Annotated in this window: 12 protein-coding genes; 6 read left to right on the top strand and 6 right to left on the bottom strand. The window is 77.3% G+C overall.

The features are described 5' to 3' along the window. Positions 1-6 precede the first annotated feature (6 nt). From ACI794_RS09940 to ACI794_RS09925, 4 genes are all read left to right on the top strand, one after another. On the top strand, positions 7-213 hold the full coding sequence (locus ACI794_RS09940; RefSeq protein WP_456616290.1) for a hypothetical protein: 207 nt from the start codon (positions 7-9) through the stop codon (positions 211-213). A 126-nt stretch (positions 214-339) separates the two neighbouring features. After that, positions 340-978: a PilZ domain-containing protein gene (locus tag ACI794_RS09935; RefSeq protein WP_456616289.1), complete on the top strand. Its 639-nt coding sequence runs from the start codon at positions 340-342 to the stop codon at positions 976-978. 52 nt (positions 979-1030) lie between these two features. Continuing rightward, on the top strand, positions 1031-2728 hold the full coding sequence (locus ACI794_RS09930) for an ABC transporter (RefSeq protein ID WP_456616288.1): 1698 nt from the start codon (positions 1031-1033) through the stop codon (positions 2726-2728). Beyond that, complete coding sequence (locus ACI794_RS09925) at positions 2725-4335, top strand: GTPase (RefSeq protein ID WP_456603394.1); 1611 nt, start codon at positions 2725-2727, stop codon at positions 4333-4335. The genes ACI794_RS09930 and ACI794_RS09925 overlap by 4 nt, the downstream gene beginning before the upstream one ends. Before the next feature lie 6 nt (positions 4336-4341). Here the strand turns inward: ACI794_RS09925 and ACI794_RS09920 are convergent, their stop codons facing one another. Together ACI794_RS09920 and ACI794_RS09915 are read right to left on the bottom strand one after the other, a co-directional pair. Beyond that, the gene (locus tag ACI794_RS09920; protein ID WP_456616287.1) at positions 4342-5850 is read right to left on the bottom strand and encodes a DUF222 domain-containing protein; all 1509 of its coding nucleotides are present in this window, start codon (positions 5848-5850) and stop codon (positions 4342-4344) included. Positions 5851-6088: 238 nt separating this feature from the next. Beyond that, a complete protein-coding gene (locus ACI794_RS09915) occupies positions 6089-6598 on the bottom strand; it encodes an ATP-binding protein (RefSeq protein WP_456603392.1) in 510 nt (169 codons plus the stop codon). A gap of 127 nt (positions 6599-6725) precedes the next feature. Between ACI794_RS09915 and ACI794_RS09910 the strand changes: the two genes are divergently transcribed. Then, positions 6726-7412 (top strand): ANTAR domain-containing protein, encoded by a 687-nt coding sequence (locus tag ACI794_RS09910; protein WP_456603391.1) that lies wholly within the window; start codon positions 6726-6728, stop codon positions 7410-7412. Here ACI794_RS09910 and ACI794_RS09905 read toward each other — a convergent pair whose 3' ends face one another. After that, the gene (locus ACI794_RS09905; RefSeq protein WP_456616286.1) at positions 7413-8357 is read right to left on the bottom strand and encodes a nucleoside hydrolase; all 945 of its coding nucleotides are present in this window, start codon (positions 8355-8357) and stop codon (positions 7413-7415) included. It lies immediately after the preceding gene. A gap of 2038 nt (positions 8358-10395) precedes the next feature. On the opposite strand from ACI794_RS09905, the gene ACI794_RS09900 reads away from it, so the two are divergent. Then, on the top strand, positions 10396-12930 hold the full coding sequence (locus tag ACI794_RS09900) for a SpoIIE family protein phosphatase (RefSeq protein WP_456616285.1): 2535 nt from the start codon (positions 10396-10398) through the stop codon (positions 12928-12930). A 12-nt stretch (positions 12931-12942) separates the two neighbouring features. Here ACI794_RS09900 and ACI794_RS09895 read toward each other — a convergent pair whose 3' ends face one another. The 3 genes from ACI794_RS09895 to ACI794_RS09885 form a co-directional block, all read right to left on the bottom strand. Continuing rightward, a complete protein-coding gene (locus ACI794_RS09895; protein ID WP_456603388.1) occupies positions 12943-13365 on the bottom strand; it encodes an ATP-binding protein in 423 nt (140 codons plus the stop codon). Between the two features lie 106 nt (positions 13366-13471). Then, positions 13472-14233 (bottom strand): energy-coupling factor transporter transmembrane component T family protein, encoded by a 762-nt coding sequence (locus ACI794_RS09890; RefSeq protein WP_456603387.1) that lies wholly within the window; start codon positions 14231-14233, stop codon positions 13472-13474. Next, positions 14230-15696, bottom strand: a complete 1467-nt coding sequence (locus ACI794_RS09885) for an ABC transporter ATP-binding protein (protein WP_456616284.1) — start codon at positions 15694-15696, stop codon at positions 14230-14232. Before ACI794_RS09885 ends, ACI794_RS09890 begins: the two co-directional genes overlap by 4 nt. Positions 15697-15702: the final 6 nt, after the last annotated feature.

Below are 15702 nucleotides of genomic sequence, written 5' to 3'. Positions count from 1 at the left end.
CCGACCGTGCACCTCGCCACCGCCTCGTCGATCGCAGTCCTCGCCCACCTGCGGCACCACGCCCTCGACCGCCGCGACCTGCACACGCGGGTCCGGCTGGAGCGCGAGCAGAAGCGGACCGGCGTGCTGCTGGCCCAGCTCTACCGGGCCAAGACCACGCGCAACGCCGTCGGCGCCGGGGTCGCGCCGCCGGCGCCCGCTCCGGCGGGCTGAGGGGGACCGGTCCGCCCCGGCGCGTCGGCCGACCGTCCCCCGGCGCGCCCGTCGCCGCCGGTTACCGTTCCCGGGCGGACGAGCGGGGAGATCGCCGGCCGAGCACCGGATGAGCGGAAGAGGACCATGAGCAGCGTTCCCGGCGCGGACCACCCGACGGAGCAGACCGAGGCAGAGGTGCGGCTCTCCGGCACCGACGTCGCCGTCAGCGCCCGGGTGGAGGTCGTCCACGAGGGCGTCATCTCCGTGCGCCCCTCCGCGAGCGAGTTCGTGGAGGGCTCGGTCGTCGAGCCCGGCGACGCCGTCGAGGTCTACTGGCGCAGCGAGAACGGCCACCGGATGCTGCCGGCGGAGGTCCTCGACGTGCAGGCGGGTGCCGTCGTGCGCTGGCGGCTGAGCGCGACCGGCCCGGCCGAGCACAGCCAGCGCCGGGTGGCGGTGCGCGGGCGCGTCGTCGTCCCCGTCGAGGCCGACCTGGGCGCGGTGGAGCTCACGGGCGAGACCTTGGACGTCAGCGAGGCCGGCCTGCGCGTCCAGTTCGAGGGGTTCGGCATGCTGCCGGACGTCGGGACGACGATGGCGTTGACGATCCGCTTCGAGGACGGCCCGCTCGCCGCCCGGGGCGAGGTCATGCGCGTCCACGCCCGAGGCGCGCGCTGGGTCCTGAGCATCCGCTTCCTCGACGTCCAGGAACGCGAGCAGGACCGGGTGCGGCGCCGGGTGTTCCAGGCCCTCCGCGAGGAACGTGCGCGCCTGGCGGAGTGACCTGCCGGGGATCGGGCGGGTAGCCGACGCCGTCCCGGGGCAGAGCAGCAGCGTGATCCCGTCGCCGCCTCGTCTGACCGAGGCCCTCTCGGTGCTCCGCGATCAGGTCGCGGCCGTCCCCCTGGCGCTCACGACGGCGGGCCGCGACGACGCCGTCCGCACCGCCCGGGGCGTCACCGACCAGATCGACGACTACCTGCTGCCCAGGCTGAGCGACCTGGACGCCCCGCTGCTCACCGTGGTCGGTGGCTCCACCGGCGCCGGCAAGTCCACGCTGGTCAACAGCCTGGTGGGCGCGCCCGTCACCACGGCCGGCGTGCTGCGCCCGACCACCCGCGCCCCGGTGCTGGTGTGCTCCCGCGCGGACGCCGCCAGCTTCTCCGGCGACCGCGTGCTGCCGGGGTTGGCGCGGGTCACCGGCGGCGACGGCGGGCCGGGGACCCTGCAGCTCGTGGTCCGGGACGACGTGCCGGAGGGGCTGGCGGTGCTCGACGCCCCCGACGTCGACTCGGTGGTCACCGCCAACCGGGACCTCGCCGGGCAGCTGCTGGCTGCCGCGGACCTGTGGGTCTTCGTGACGACCGCGGCCCGCTACGCCGACGCGGTGCCGTGGGACCTGCTGCGCACGGCCGAGCAGCGGGGGACGGCGCTCGCCGTCGTCCTGGACCGGGTGCCGCCCGAGGCCGCCGCGGAGATCGCCGCCGACCTCGCGGCCATGCTGCGGGACGCCGGGCTGGCCTCCGCGCGGCTGTTCGTCGTCGAGGAGCGCCCGCTCGAGGACGGCCGGCTGCCCGAGGACCAGGTCGCGCCGCTGCGGGGCTGGTTGCACGGGCTGGCCGCCGACCAGGAGCAGCGCGCGGCCGTCGTCCGCCAGACCCTCTCCGGGGCGCTGGACAGCCTGCAGCAGCGCACCACCGCCGTCGCTGCGGCGGTCGAGGAGCAGCAGGCCGCCGCCGGGGCGCTGCTGGAGGCCGCCGCCGCGGCGTACGACACCGCCCGGGACGGGATCGACCAGGGGGTGCGCAGCGGCAGCCTGCTGCGCGGTGAGGTGCTGGCCCGCTGGCAGGAGTTCGTGGGCACGGGGGAGTGGATGCGGGCGCTGCAGAGCCGGGTCGGCCGAGCGCGGGACCGCGTGGCCGCGGCGCTGACCGGGCGCCCCGCTCCGGAGGAGAGCCTGCGCGGGGCGCTGGAGAGCAGCGTCGAGCAGCTGCTGCGCGCCGAGGCCGACCGCGCCGCCGAGCGGACCGTCACGGCCTGGCGCTCGCTGCCGGCCGGTCCGGCGCTCCTGGTGGGCCGGGAGCGCGAGCTCGCCGCCGCCTCCCCCGACTTCCCGGAGGCCGCCGCGGCGCAGGTGCGCGACTGGCAGGGCGCGGTGCTGGACCTGGTGCGCAGCGAGGGCGCCGACAAGCGCTCGCGGGCCCGGCTGCTGTCGTGGGGCGTGAGCGGGACCGGCGCGGTGGTCATGGTCGCGGTCTTCGCGCAGACCGGCGGGCTGCTCGGCGGGGAGGTCGCGGTCGCGGGCGGCACCACCGCCGTCGGCCAGCGGGTGCTGGAGGCCGTGTTCGGCGACGCCGCGGTGCGGTCGCTCGCCGAGCAGGCCCGGGCGGACCTCGACGAGCGGGCGGAGGCGCTGCTGCGCTACGAGCAGGACCTCTTCGACGGGCTGGTGGTCGCCGTGGCGCCCCCGCCCCAGGCCGCCGACGACCTGCGGGCCGCGGCCGGGGCGCTCCTCGAGGCGCGCCGCGCATGAGGGGTTCCGACCGCGGGCTGGCCGACCGGCTGGCCGCGCTGCGGGAAGCGGTCGAGGTGGCCGACGGGCGGTTGGCGGCGCCCGAGGTGGCCCGGGCCCGGGCGGTGCTGGCCAAGGCCGGGGCGCGCGAGGCGCTGGGCGACGCCACCGTCGTCGCGCTCGCCGGCGCCACGGGGAGCGGCAAGTCCACGCTGTTCAACGCGCTGTCGGGCAGCGAGGTCAGCACGCCGGGCGTGCGGCGCCCCACGACCGGCGTCGCGCACGCCACGGTGTGGGGCACCGCCGACGACGGGACCGACCGGCTGCTCGACTGGCTGCAGGTGCCGCGGCGGCACCGGCGCGAACCCGAGCCCGCGCTCGACGGCCTGGTGCTGCTCGACCTCCCCGACCACGACAGCGTCCGGATGGAGCACCGGCTGGAGGTGGACCGGTTGGTCGAGCTCGTCGACGTCCTGGTCTGGGTGCTCGACCCGCAGAAGTACGCCGACGCGGCCGTGCACGAGCGGTACCTCGCGCCGCTGGCCGGTCACGCCGGCGTGCTGCTGGTGGTGCTCAACCAGGTCGACCGGCTCGACGCCGCCGCCGCCCGCGCCTGCCTGACCGACCTGCGCGGCCTGCTGGACCGGGAGGGGCTGGCCGCGACCCCGCTGCTGGCGGTCTCCGGCCGCACGGGGGACGGGCTGGCGGAGCTGCGCGGCGAGCTGGCCCGGCGCGTGCGCGCCCGCCGGGCGGCCGCCGAGCGGCTGCTGGCCGACGTCCGCGGGAGCGCGGCGGAGCTCTCGGCGCACTGCCCCGAGGACGGTGCCGGGCGGTCGCGGCGGTGGGGGCGCTCGGCCGGGGACGAGCCGGCCCGCGAGCCGGCCGACGACCTCACCGATGCCCTGGCCGCGGCGGCCGGCGTCCCGACCGTGACCGCCGCCGTGGAGCGCTCGACCCGGCGGGAGGGGACCGGCCGCACCGGCTGGCCACCGGTCCGGTGGACGCGCCGGCTGCGCGCGGACCCGCTGGAGCGGCTGCACCTCGGGGACGAGCGCGCCCGCACGTCCCTGCCGGCGGCGGGGGCGGTCGAGCGGGCCCGCATGGCGACCGCCGTCCGCGAGGCGCGCGACGCCGTCGGCGAGGGGCTGGCCCCGGCGTGGCGGGACGAGCTGCGGCGGACGGCGGAGGTCCGCGAGGACCGCCTGGCCGATGCGCTGGACCGCGCGGTGGGGGGCGCGGACCTGGGCCCGGACCGGGTGCCGCTGTGGCAGCGGGCGGCCGCCGGGCTGCAGTGGCTGCTCCTGGCCACCGCGCTGGTCGGCGCGCTGTGGCTGCTGGCCCTCGTCGCGCTCGGGTTCCTCCAGCTCGACGACGTCGTGCCGCTGCCCCGGGTCGAGGGGATCCCCCTGCCCACCCTGCTGCTGGTCGGCGGGCTGCTCGCCGGGCTCGTGCTGGCGCTGCTGAGCAGACCGCTGGTGGCGCTGCGGGCGCGACGGCGGGCCCGTGCGGCGGATCGGCGGTTGCGGGCGGCGGTGCGGGAGGTCGCGGAGGACGAGCTGCTGGGCCCGATGGGCGAGGTCCGGGCCGACGCCGCCCGCTTCTGCGCCGCGGTCAGCCGGGCGAGGTGACGCGGCTCAGCGGGGCTGCGGGTCGGGTGGTGCTTGCTCGTCGAGCCAGGGTGGGTCGGGTTCGGGGTCGTGGCTCCAGCCGGGTGGGCGGGTGGTGCGGGAGACGCCGCTGGGTGTGCGGACGGTGAGGCGACCGTCTTTGTGCAGGTGGAAGCGCCAGCCGCGGGCGAAGGTTTTGATGCGGTGATGGCGGCGGCACAGGCAGCAGAGGTTCCAGCAGTCGGTGGGGCCGCCGTCGGCGTGGGGGGTGCCGTGGTCGATGTCGCAGCGTCCGGGGCGTCGTCGGCAGCCGGGCATGCGGCAGTGCCGGTCGCGGACGTGCAGGAAGCGGCGTTGCGCCGCGGTCGGTGCGTAGGCGGTTGTCGGTGCTGGTGGGCCCAGCCCTGAGCCGGGTTCTCGGTCACCGCGCGAGGGGGTCCTGGCGGTTCTTCCGCGGCGGGTGGGGCGGCGGTGACCGGCGGCGCGGCGGAGCTGGCTGCGGGTGGCGACGGCGACGAGCCGGCCGTCGGCCGGGTTCCCGATGGCCACCTGAACGCACCCGCCAGCCGGTGCAGCACCGACGCCGAGCATGTCCAGTTCGTGCAGGATCTCCCGGCATTGCGCGGCGGTGACGACCTCGCCGGCGACGTCGGCGGCCGGCTGGCTGCTGCCGTCGTCGTCGTCGGGGTCGTGCAGCGAGGGCAGCGGTGCGTGGATGGTCAGGACGGCGGTGACCGGAGGCCGGGTGTCGTCCCAGGGGCGCAGGATCAGGTCGGCGGCGACGGCGGCGCGCAGAACACCGATGGGGCGGGAGTCGCCGTCGGCGCGCAGCAGGCGGGCGTACTGGTCGATCGCGTCGGCGCAGGCGGCGGCGACGTGGACGGGGAGGTCGGCGACGAGCTGGCTCATCCCGTCGCCGGTGCGGCGGGTGGTGACGTCGGCCCGCTGGGCGGCCTGCTTGCGGCGCTTGTCCAGGGCGTCGGCGTCCAGGCGGGCCAGCGCCCGGCGCACGCGGGCGCGCAGTTGGGCGACGGTGAGCCGGCCGGCGTCGGGCAGGACGCGGCGTTCCACCTCGGCGATGACGTCCGGCGTGGCCGTGGACAGGAGGTCGACCAGCGCGCGCATCTTGCGCACGTCGATGCGGCCGGCGTAGAGGGCGTCCCAGGTGCCCGTCAGCCGGGTGGTGAGCAGGATCGATTCGACGGCGAGGGCTTCGGCCTCGACCTCGGAGCAGTTGCGGATCTGCGCGAGCTCGGACACGAAGGTCTCGCTGACCTGGGCCAGCACCTCGGATCGGCGGAGCCGGCTGTCCAGCCCCGGACCGCCCAGCGGGCCGAAGTCGCGGTCGCGTTCGATGGAGCGGCGCCGGGCGAGCGCGGCGATCGCCTCCGCCCGCTCGGCGGCGTGCCGGGCCTCGCGGGCGTCGGCGGCCCAGATGTCGGCGACGAGTTCGAGGTCGCTCAGGCCGGGGGCGTGCGTGTCGGGCACCCAGGGGATCGGGACGCCGTCTTCCGGCCCGCGGGGTGGTTCGCCCATAAACACACCTGCACCGTAGGGCCGACCACCGACAGTTTCCGCAGCTCAGTCGTAGGGGCACGTGCCCGAGCCCTCGTGGGCTGATGTGCTGGCACGTGCGGCGGCCTCTGCGCCGTGGGCTGACGGGTCGTGCCTCCGCATCGACGCGGGGCGGGCGGTGGACGAGGTGGTGCTCGAGCTCATCGATCGGCTCCCGCACCGGTGACGGTGGCCCCGCCAGGCGCCTCGCCGACCGTGCTCAGTCGCGCGTGATCCCCGGGGAGCGCTGCTCGGGGAGCCGCTCGCGCAGCGGCTCGCCCGTCTCCTTGCCGGAGGGCAGGAGCGCCCACACGTGCTTGCGGCCGGGCCGCTGCTCCCACCCGTAGTCGACGGAGAGCTGGGCGACGAGGTGCAGCCCCATGCCGCCGAGGGCGGGGTCGCGGTCGACGGCCGGCACCGGCGGGCGGTCGGGGGCCTCGTCGCTGAGGTCGAGCAGCCAGCCCGCGGGCCCGGCGACCACGAGCGCCCGCACGTCGCCCCCGCCGTGCCGCAGCGCGTTGGACGCCAGCTCCTCGAAGACCAGGAGCAGCCCGTCCCGGGCGTCCTCGGTGGAGGCGGCGGAGACCGACGGGTGGGCGATCCGCGCGCGCAGGTCGGTGCGCACCCGGGACACCACCTGCATGGCCTCGAGCTGCCAGTGCCAGACGTCGCCGGGGACGGAAGGGACGGGCGCGCTCGGCCACGCTTCGTGGGCCAGCTCGTCGGCCATCTCGTCCTCTCGCGTCCGCTCCGCAGGGCGCTCCGGGACCCGTCCCGGACCGCACCATCCTGACCGATGCGGGCCCGGCGCGCGAAGGGGGGCGAGCGTTCCGGCCGCCACCAGGCAGACTGTGCCGGTGGACGACGTGCTGCGCGAACTCAGCCGGGTCGCCCTGGGCGGCCGGGAACTGGGCGACGTCCTGGGCGACATCACCGCGATCGCCGCTCGCGCGATCCCCGGCGCCGAGGCGGTCTCGAGCACCCTGATCCGCGCCGACAAGCCGTTCACCGCCGCCTACTGCGGCGAGATGGCCCTGATGGCCGACGAGATCCAGTACGCGGAGGACGGCGGCCCGTGCATCGACGCCGGCCGCGGCGGGGTGGTGCTGCGCGTCGACGACATGCGCACCGAGGAGCGCTGGCCCCGCTACGTGGCCCGGGTGCGCGAGACGGAGGTGCGCAGCTCCCTGTCGATCCCGCTGCCCTACCAGGGGTCCTGGATCGGCGCGCTCAACGTCTACTCGACGCAGCCGGCCGCCTTCGCCACGCCCGAGGCGCTGGCCGCGGGTCTGGAGACGGCGGAGGTGATCGCCGTGGCGGTCGCCAACGCCGATGCGCACGCCCAGCTGGCCGACCAGACCCGCAACATGCGGGTGGCGATGGAGTCGCGGGCCGTCATCGAGCAGGCCAAGGGCGTGCTCATGGCCCAGCAGCACGTCGACGCCGAGCAGGCGTTCGAGATCCTGCGGCAGGCGTCCCAGCGCTACAACCGCAAGCTGCGCGACATCGCCGTCGGCATCGTCGCGGGCACGCAGACCCGCTAGTCAGCCGTCCAGCCGCGCCAGCCGGGAGACCAGGAACTCCACGGCGGCGTCGTTGTCGACCGTCTCGGCCACCTCCACCGCGGTCGGGGAGCACGAGACCGCCCGCCGGTCGACCAGGGTCTGGCCCCGCCCCGCGCCCAGCGTGGTGTCGACCACGACGTCGCGCCGCACCGAGCCCAGGGTGCCCGGCGCGATCGCCTCGGTGAGCGCGAGCGCGTCGTGCACCACCACGCCCGCGGTGCCGTACGCGTCCCGGGCGTGGTCGAGGTACTGCTGCAGGATCCCCGCGGCGCAGCGGCCGACGGGGCCGGCGGCGGCGAAGCGGGCGATGCCTCGCTCGCCGAGCACGGTGGGCAGGGTGACGTCCAGCCCCACCAGGACGGTGGGCACCGGGGAGGAGAGGACGGCCTGCGCTGCCTCGGGGTCGGACCAGATGTTGAACTCGGCGGCGGCGGTGACGTTCCCGCCGCGCGCCGCGGACCCGCCCATGACGACGAGCCGGCCGATGCGCTCCGCGGCCTCCGGGTACACGGCGAGCAGCAGCGCGATGTTGGTGAGCGGGCCGATCGCGGCGACCGTCACCGGGGTGGGGGACGCCAGTAGCAGCTCGGCGAGGGCGACGACGGCGGGGCGGGGGTCCACCGCCGCCGGCGAGGACGCCAGCTCCACCCCGCCCAGGCCGCCGTGGCCGTGCACGTGCCCGGCCCGCTCCGGCTGCGGGTGCACCAGCGAGGCCCGCGCGCCCGCGGCGACCGGCACGTCGGAGCGTCCGGCCAGGTGCAGCACCCGCAGGGCGTTCTCGGTGACCTGCGCGAGCTCCACGTTGCCGTGCACCGTGGTGACCAGCTGCAGGTCCACCTCCGGGCTGGCCAGCGCCAGCAGGATGGCGAGGGCGTCGTCGATGCCCGGGTCGGTGTCGATCACCAGCGGCGTGCGGTCGGTCACCGGCGCATCCTCGCAGCCCGGTCAGCCGGCCCCGACACGCCGGGCGCGCCGGAGCCCCGCGGGGTCACCGGCGCCCCGCACCGGCCTCCCCACGCTCGGGGAGCACCGTCGAATCGACAAGGACACGCGCCGGAGGAGGGGTCACCGACCGGTGCGGACGGGTTGGGCAACGGTTCGGTCACGCGGCCCGGGAGGGGTGTCGGAGAACCCGGCCCGCGGGCCCGCCGCTCCCTAGTTTTCTCCTTGTCCGCGGCACCTTCCCCTGCTGCGGACACGACTTCGGGAGGCGACATGAGCAGCAGCCGGCAGGCCTTCGGGCCGGCCTCCGTGGCCGTGCGCGCCGACCGTTCCCCGCACGAGCCGGCCAGCACGCTGCTGGGCCTGATCGGCGTCCTGGACCGGGCGGACGCGGCGCGTCCCCGCCCCCGATCCCGGCCGGTCGCGCACCGGTCGGCGCGGCCGGCCCCCCTGCGGTCGGTCCAGCCGGCGCCGCCCGCCCGGGCGGCCGCACCGCCGGTGCTCACCCCGAGGGTCACCGTGGTGCCCGAGCCTCTCCGCGAGCCGCTCGGCGGGCTGCGCGGGCTCAACCGCCGGATGGCGCTGTGGGGCGCGGGTGACCGGGGTCAGCACCTGGCCTGGCGCACCGCCGCACCCCCCGTGCCGGTCCCCGGCCGGCGCCGCGCCGCGCTGCGCGCATTCACCCGGCGGATGGCGCTGTGGGGCGCCGGCGAGCGGGGTCAGCACCTCGCGTGGGGCCGGCCCGCCGCCCGGGCGCTCCGCCGTCTCGACCCGCCCGTGGTGCTGCGCGAGCTGCCCAGCACCCCCTCGATCCAGCCCGTGGCGTCTTCCCCCGCCGCGGCGCTCCTTTCCGCGGGACCGGCGACGCCGCCGGGGTCGCGAACCGGTACGGCCGCACCTGACGCGACCGCCCGTCCCACTCCCCACCCGGGCTCCACGGACCCCGCGGCACCGAGCCGGTCACGCGCCGGCCGGCGTCCACCGCGGGACTGGCCGTCCCCGGGTCGGTACGGGGCGCGGTCCACGCCGCCGTCCATCCCGGTCCGCGTCCTCGCACCGCTGCCACCGGCCCGCCGGGTGCCGGCACCGCGATCTCCGCAGGGATCCGGTGGAGCCGGGGCGCGGGGTGATCCGGCCCCCGTCCGGGGCTCCCCACGACGAACCGAGCCCGCGAGCGGCTCCTGCCCGGAGCCGTCGACCCCGCGGGCGCCCTCGTCGCACTCCCGCCCGGCGCCCTCCGCGTCAGGCTGACCCTGCAGCGCGACCTCGGCGACAGCCGCGGCACGCCGTCCTCCGCTCTCCCGTCGAGCCCGCCGGCACCGGCCACCCTCTTCCCCGGGTGGTCGCGGACCGTCGACCCGGCCCTCGAGCACGTCCCCCTCGGCCGACCTCGGCCGCACCTGGCCCATCCCCCGACGGTGCCTCCTCCGGGCACCCGCAGACCTCTCCGCTCCACCGATCCGGCCTCGACCTCCCGCCCGGCTGCTGCTCCCGCACGCAGCGCGCGGACCCTCCAGGGAGGCACGGATCGCGGACGGCGGGGGACCGCGGGTCCTGCGAACCGTCCGGCGCGGTGGACGACAGGCCCCTGCCGGTACCCGGCGGCGCGGTCCCTCCGCGACCGCCCGGGTCTCTGACCGGCCGGGACCTGGCCGGCTGCGGCGTGGCGGGCCACCGGCCCTCCCGGCCGGCAAGGGTGCCGACGTCGCCCGGGGCCGCGGTCCCCGGTCCCCGGCCCGGTGCTCCGGACGACGCCCAGGACGACGCCGCGGGAACCGTGGGCACGCGCCGGTGGACGGGTGACGCCGTCCGCTCTCTCCCGCCGGACGGCGGGCGCCCGCACGAGCGGGCCGGACCCCTGACCGGTCCGGTCCCCGCGCGGGCGCCCGCCCCGGCCGCCGGTTCCCGCGAACGGGGTACACGTGTCGGGCGCACCGGTGTGACAGGCTCTCCTCCTCTGCCGTGCCCGGAACCACCGTGTCGTCGGCCACCCGCGGACCGTCTGTGGAGGAGAACCCACGTGACCGCCGCCGAGCTCCCCGACGGGCCGGCCCGCCCCGGTGCGGTGCCCGGCACGGGGAGCCGCGTCGAGCTGGTCCGCCGGCTGGTCCCCGAGGCCCTCGGCTCCCGCAGCCTCCAGCGGCTCACCGACCTCGCGACCCGGCTGCTGGACTGCGCCTCCGTCCAGGTCTCGCTCGTCGGCGAGGTGCAGACGGCGGTCGCCGGCACCGGGCTGCCACCGGGTGGGATCGGCGCCCGGCTGCCGGTCTCCCACTCGCTGTGCGCCGTCGCCGTGGCCGAGGGCGACTGCCTCGTCGTGCCGGACGCCGCCCGCGACGAACGGCTGGCCGATCGCAGCCCCGTCCGGTCCGGGAAGGTCGGCGCCTACCTCGGCATCCCGCTGCGGGCCGCGGGTGGGGAGCCGATCGGCGCGCTCTGCGCGTACGAGCCCGGGACGCGGGAGTGGAGCGAGCGCGACATCGCCCTGCTGCGCCAGCTCGCCGACTCGGTCAGCACGGAGCTCCAGCTCATGGCGCTCACGGCGGAGTACGAGGCCCACCGGGTCCGCTTCGAGCTGGCCATCGACGCCGCCGGTATCGGCAGCTTCGACTGGAACCTCTCGACGGGGCGGCTCCTCTGGGACGACCGGATGCTGGACCTGTTCGGCTACGCGCGGCCGGAGTTCGACGAGACGATCGAGGCCTTCGTCTCCCGTGTCCACCCCGACGACCGGGAGCGGACGACCGAGGCCCTCCAGGCGGCCATCGACGGGCGCGGTGACTACGAGGCCGAGTTCCGCGTCGTCCTACCGACCGGGGGCACCCGCTGGGTGCGGGGCCGGGGCCGGGCGGTCTCCGACGACGGCGGGACCGCGGTGCGGCTGCTGGGCGCCGGTTTCGACACGACGCCGCAACGCCAGGAGGACGTCCGGATCGCCCGCCTGCTGGAGGCGATGAAGGCCTCCTTCTTCTCGGTGGACCGGCACTGGCGCTTCACCTACGTCAACGCCGAGGCCGAGCGGGTGCTCGGCGCCTCCCGCGACGAGCTGATCGGCGGGGTGATCTGGAAGCTCTTCCCGGCCGGCCTGGGCAGCGACTTCGAGCGGTACTACCGGGCCGCGGTGGCGACCGGGGAGGAGCAGGTCTTCGAGGCCTACTACCCGCAGCCGCTGGAGGCGTGGTTCGAGGTGCGTGCCTGGCCCACGCCCGACGGGCTGTCGGTCTCCTTCCTCGACGTCACCGAGCGGCGGGCGGCCGAGGAGCACGCCCGCCGCAGCGCCACCCGCCTCGCGCTGGTCGCGCACACGACCACGGCCATGTCGGCGTCGCTGGACACCCGGCCACGTGAGGAGGAGGCGCTGCAGCGGGTCGCCGAGCTGCTGGTGCCGGAGCTGGGTGACTGGGCGATCCTCAGCCTCGCCGACGAGGACGGCCGGATGCGCGACGTCGCCAGCTGGCACCGGGACCCGGAGCTGCGGGAGGTCGTCCGCCGCTACGCCGGCCTGCGGCTGGCCTCGATCCCGCCCGACGCCCCGATCCTGCGGGCGCTGGCCTCGGGGCAGGTGCTCGTGGTGCCCGACGTCGGCGCGGCCGTGGGGCAGACCCTGCCCGCCGGTGAGGTCAGCGACGTGTTCTGGCAGCTGGCGCCCCGGTCGGCGATCACGCTGGCGCTCTCGGCACGGGGCCGGACCCTCGGGGCGCTCAGCGTCTACCGCTCCGCCGACCGGCCGCTGCCGGACCAGGAGGACGTCGCGACGGCGCGGGACGTCGCCGGACGGGTGGCGCTGGCGCTGGACAACGCGCGGCTCTACGAGCAGCAGCGCGGGCTCGCGGAGGGGCTGCAGCGCAGCCTGCTCACCGCGCCGCCGCAACCCGACCACTCCGAGATCGTGGCGCGTTACCACCCGGCGATGGCGGTCGCCGAGGTCGGCGGCGACTGGTACGACGCGTTCCTGCAGCCCTCCGGCGCGACGGTGCTGGTCATCGGCGACGTCGTCGGGCACGACACCGCGGCGGCCGCGGCCATGGGGCAGCTCCGGGGCATGCTGCGCGGCATCGCCTACCGCGACATCGGCCCGGCCGGGGTGCTCACCGACCTCGACCTCGCCATCCGGGGGCTGGGCATGGGGACCCTGGCCACCGCCGCGGTCGTCCGCGTCGAGCAGAGCGACGAGGAGCGGGCCGCGGGTCTGACCCGGCTCCGCTGGTCCAACGCCGGCCACCCGCCGCCGCTGGTGCTGCGGCCGGACGGCCGGATCGAGGAGCTGGCCGGCGAGCGGGCCGAGCTGATGCTCGGGGTGGAGCCGGCCACGCGCCGCACCGAGACGGTCGTGACGGTGCCGCGCGGCACGACGCTGCTCCTGTTCACCGACGGCCTGGTCGAAGGCCGCGACCTCTCGCTCGACGAGGGCACCGCCCGGCTGCGCTCGGCGCTGGCCGAGCTGGCCGGCCGGCCGCTCCCGGAGCTGTGCGACGCCCTGCTGGAGCGGTTGCGCCCGGAGGGGCTGCAGGACGACGTCGCCCTCGTCGCCGTCCGGCTCCACACCCAGGGCTGACCGCGCGGGCCCTCAGCGCGGCAGCAGCGCCCAGACGTGCTTCGCGTCCGCCTCGACGTACCAGCCGTGCTCGGCGGCGAGCTCGGCGATCAGGTAGAGCCCGAGCCCGCCACGGCTGGGATCCCGGCCGACGGCCGGCGTCGGCGGGGTCTGCGGTGCCTGGTCGGTGACCTCGAGCAGGTAGCCGTCACCGGCCGTGCGGAGGGCCGCCCGCACCTCGCCGCCGCCATGGCGCAGCGCGTTGGACGCCATCTCGTCGAGGGCGAGGACCAGCCGGTCGACGAGGTCGTCGACGCCGGAGCCGGTGATGCGGGCGCGGACCTGCGCCCGCACCCGGGGCAGCTCGGCGACGTCGCGCAGGCGCCAGGTGAGGACCGGCTCGGCCGCAGGCGGGTACGCCGACGGCCAGATCGTGCCGGCCGCCTGCCCTGTCACGCCTGTGCTCTCCTCCATCGCCGGCCCACCGATCGCGGCAAGGCCTGACCGTCAGGTGTGAGCGCGCGCCGGGTCCGTCAAACCTCGTGTAGGCGAGATCACAGGGCTAGCCGACGAAGATCGGCGACCAGTGACCGGTCCGCACGCTGACCGTGACCGCGAGGGCGCACACCAGCACCGCCGCGAGGACGAACCAGGCGTCGCGCCGGTGCAGGGTCGAACCGCGGGCGTTGCTGCGGGGGATGCCGGAGTCGAAGCCGCGCGCGTCCATCGCCGTCGCCAGGCGGGAGCCCCGCCGGACCGCGCCGACGAGCAGTGCGAAGCCGATGCCGGCCAGCAGCCGCACCCGCGCCACCGGGTTGCGCCCGGCCTCCACCCCGCGGGTCCGCCGCGCCAGGCGCAGCGCCTCGAACTCGGCGACCAGCAGCGGCGCCAGCCGCAGCGCCGCGAGCGCGCCGAACGCGAAGCGCGGGGACACCCGCCAGTGCACGGTGAGCGCGTCGGCCAGCCGCACCGGGTCGGTGCTGGCGACCAGCAGCACGCCGGGGAGGGCCAGGCCGACCACCCGCAGCGCGAGCCCGACGCCGGTGACCAGCGAGGCGTCCTCGGCCAGCCAGACGTTGACCAGCCCGACGCCGGCCGCGCCGAAGAGCATCGGCCAGGTGCGCACCCAGACGGCGTGGGCGGAGGTGAGCCCGGCCGCGGGGAAGAGGGCCAGCTCGAACAGCACGACGATCGCGGGGGTGACCACGTCGAGGCTGGTGAGCAGCACCAGGGTGACGACGGCCATCGCGGTCAGCTGGGCCACCGGGTTGATGCGGGAGAGCGCGGTGTCCGGCGCCGGCCCGAGCGCGAGCGAGGCGGTCACCCCAGCGCCACCCGGTCGTCGGCGAGCGCGGTCACGAGATCGGCGTCGTGGGTGACGGTCGCGACGGCGCAGCCCCGCGCCCGCTGCTCGGCCAGCAGCGTCACCACCTCGCGCCAGGTGCCGGCGTCCTGGCCGAAGGTGGGCTCGTCGAGCACGAGGACCCGCGGCGCGGTCGCCAGGGCGGTCGCCACGGAGAGCCGGCGCTGCTGCCCGCCGGAGAGCGTGTAGGGGTTCGCGTCGGCGAACGCGGTCAGCCCCAGCCGTTCGAGCAGCTCCTCGGCCGTGCGGCGGGCCGCCTCGGCGTGGCCGCCCGAGCGCAGCGGCCCCAGCGCCAGCTCGTCGCGCAGCCGGCCGGTCAGGAACTGCTGCTCGGGGTGCTGGAACACCGTGCCGATCCGGCTGACCAGTTCCCCGGCGCGCCAGCGGTGCGGGGCCGGTTCGTCCCGGCGGGTGCCGGCGGCCAGCTCCGCGGCGGCGGACACCCGCCCGGTGGTGGGCGCCCGCAGCCCGGCCACCAGGAGCGCGAGGGTGGACTTCCCGCTCCCGTTCGGACCGGTGACGGCGGTGACCCGGCCGACACGCAACGTCAGGTCGGTCGGCAGCAAGGCGGGCCGACCCGCGCCCCGGTAGGTGTAGCCGGCGGCGTCGGCGGTGAGGAGGACCGGTCCGTCCAGCGCGGGCGGCAGCCGCAGCCCGGCCGTCCGCGGGGTGGGCCGCCAGCCCGGACCGTGGGCGACCAGCCCCCCGGGCACCAGCTCCACCACCCGGTCGACCAGCGGCAGCCACGGGGCGGCGTCGTGGTCGACGACCAGCACGGTGGCCGAGCGGTCGGCGGTGGCCCGCGCGACGGCATCGCGGACCAGCGCCGCCCCCTCCGGGTCCAGCTGCGCGGTGGGCTCGTCGAGCAGCAGCAGCCCGGGACGACGGGCCAGCGCCCCGGCCAGGACCAGCCGCTGCTTCTCCCCGCCGGAGAGCGCCTGCGTCGCCCGGTCGCGGCCGTACCGGAAGCCGACGGCGGCCAGCGTCTCGTCGACCCGCCGCCAGATCTCCCCCGGCGGCAGGCCGGCGTTCTCCAGGCCGAAGGCGACGTCGTCGCCGGCGCGGGTCATGACCAGCTGGCTGTCGGGGTCCTGCGCGAGCAGGCCCAGCCGGTCCCGCGCCGCCCGGGGGGAGGTGCCGCCGACCGTGAGCTCACCGGTGACCTCGGTGCCCTCGTCGTCGAGGATCCCGGCGAGCGCGGCGAGCAGCGTGGACTTGCCCGCCCCGGAGGCGCCGGTGAGCAGCACCCGCTCCCCGGGCTCGACGACCAGGTCGACGTCGGTGATCGCCCAGGCCCGGCGGGAGGCGTGCCGGACGCCGAGCCCCCGGGCGACGACCCGCGACGGGCCGTGCGCGCCCGGCGCCCCGCCGCTGCTCGCCGGGGGGAGCAGTGGCAGGGCGTCCCGGGAGGTCCTCCTGGGCACCCGCCG

This window comes from Blastococcus sp. SYSU DS0541 (assembly GCF_054050875.1).
Note: the sequence above shows the minus strand (reverse complement) of the source record. Positions and strands in the feature narration are given on the sequence as shown.

Bases quoted from the DNA above. Each gene is read 5' to 3' on its own strand.
- ACI794_RS09935 (WP_456616289.1), top strand. From the start codon at position 340: ATGAGCAGCGTTCCCGGCGCGGACCACCCGACGGAGCAGACCGAGGCA.
- ACI794_RS09920 (WP_456616287.1), bottom strand. From the start codon at position 5,850: ATGGGCGAACCACCCCGCGGGCCGGAAGACGGCGTCCCGATCCCCTGG.
- ACI794_RS09915 (WP_456603392.1), bottom strand. From the start codon at position 6,598: ATGGCCGACGAGCTGGCCCACGAAGCGTGGCCGAGCGCGCCCGTCCCT.
- ACI794_RS09925 (WP_456603394.1), top strand. From the start codon at position 2,725: ATGAGGGGTTCCGACCGCGGGCTGGCCGACCGGCTGGCCGCGCTGCGG.